General features: G+C 25.8%; 1 protein-coding gene. It reads left to right on the forward strand.

Translation table 11 applies throughout. The features are described from left to right. Positions 1-211: 211 nt before the first annotated feature. Positions 212-1,043: arginine deiminase (locus AWT63_RS03120; RefSeq protein WP_068268385.1), on the forward strand; the 832-nt coding region annotated here is incomplete at its 3' end.

A 1,043-nucleotide genomic window follows, 5' to 3' on the forward strand; every position in this document is an offset into this window, starting at 1 on the left:
ATTACTAATAATATTATCTTCTTTGTAAACCATGCCGTCATTTCAGTTAAAAATATGCACTTTATAACAATTCTTTTTGTATCACTATGATACAAACTATTTTACTTTTTAATAAATCAAATATAGTCTACAAAAAGGTTGACTTTATTTATTTCATGTTATTTTATAACTACTCTTTGTAACTTAAATATTATTTAAAATAACTATATTTATGGTAATTAATGTAAGAAGTGAAATAAATACTTTGAAAAAAGTTTTATTACACAGACCTGGTAAAGAATTATTAAATTTAACACCAGATTCTCTAGAAAGATTGTTATTTGATGACGTGCCTTTCTTAAAAGTAGCACAACAAGAACATGATGCTTTTGCTCAAATATTAAGAGATAATGGAGTAGAAGTGGTTTATTTAGAAGACTTAGTTGCTCAAACTTTAGATACATCTTATGAACTTAAAGTTCAATTTTTAAAACAATTTATTGAAGAAGGTGGAGTAAAGCTTGATATTTATAAAGAAGCATTACTTAATTTATTCTTAAGTTATAAAGATACTAAAGAAATGGTATTAAAAACTATGGAAGGTGTTAATATGTCTGAACTTAACGTTCCTAGAAAAGACTTAGTTAGCTTCTTAGAAGATCCTACTGAATTAATACTTGATCCTATGCCAAATTTATATTTTACAAGAGACCCTTTTGCATCAGTACAAAATGGTGTGATTTTAAATAGAATGTACTCTGTAACAAGAAACAGAGAAACTATTTATGCTTATTATATTTTCCACTATCATCCTGAATATAAAGGAAAAGTAACAATGTTCTATGATAGAACTAATCCTTTCCATATTGAAGGTGGTGATGTTCTTAATATAAATAATGAAATATTAGCAATTGGTATTTCTCAAAGAACTGAAGCAGCAGCTATTGATTTAGCAGCTAAAAAATTACTATTCGATCAACAAAATTCTAATATTAAAAAAATATTAGCTTTTAGAATCGCTGAATCTAGAGCATTTATGCATTTAGATACTGTATTTACTCAAA

The sequence above is a fragment of the Caviibacter abscessus genome (genome assembly GCF_001517835.1).
GTDB lineage: Bacteria > Fusobacteriota > Fusobacteriia > Fusobacteriales > Leptotrichiaceae > Caviibacter > Caviibacter abscessus.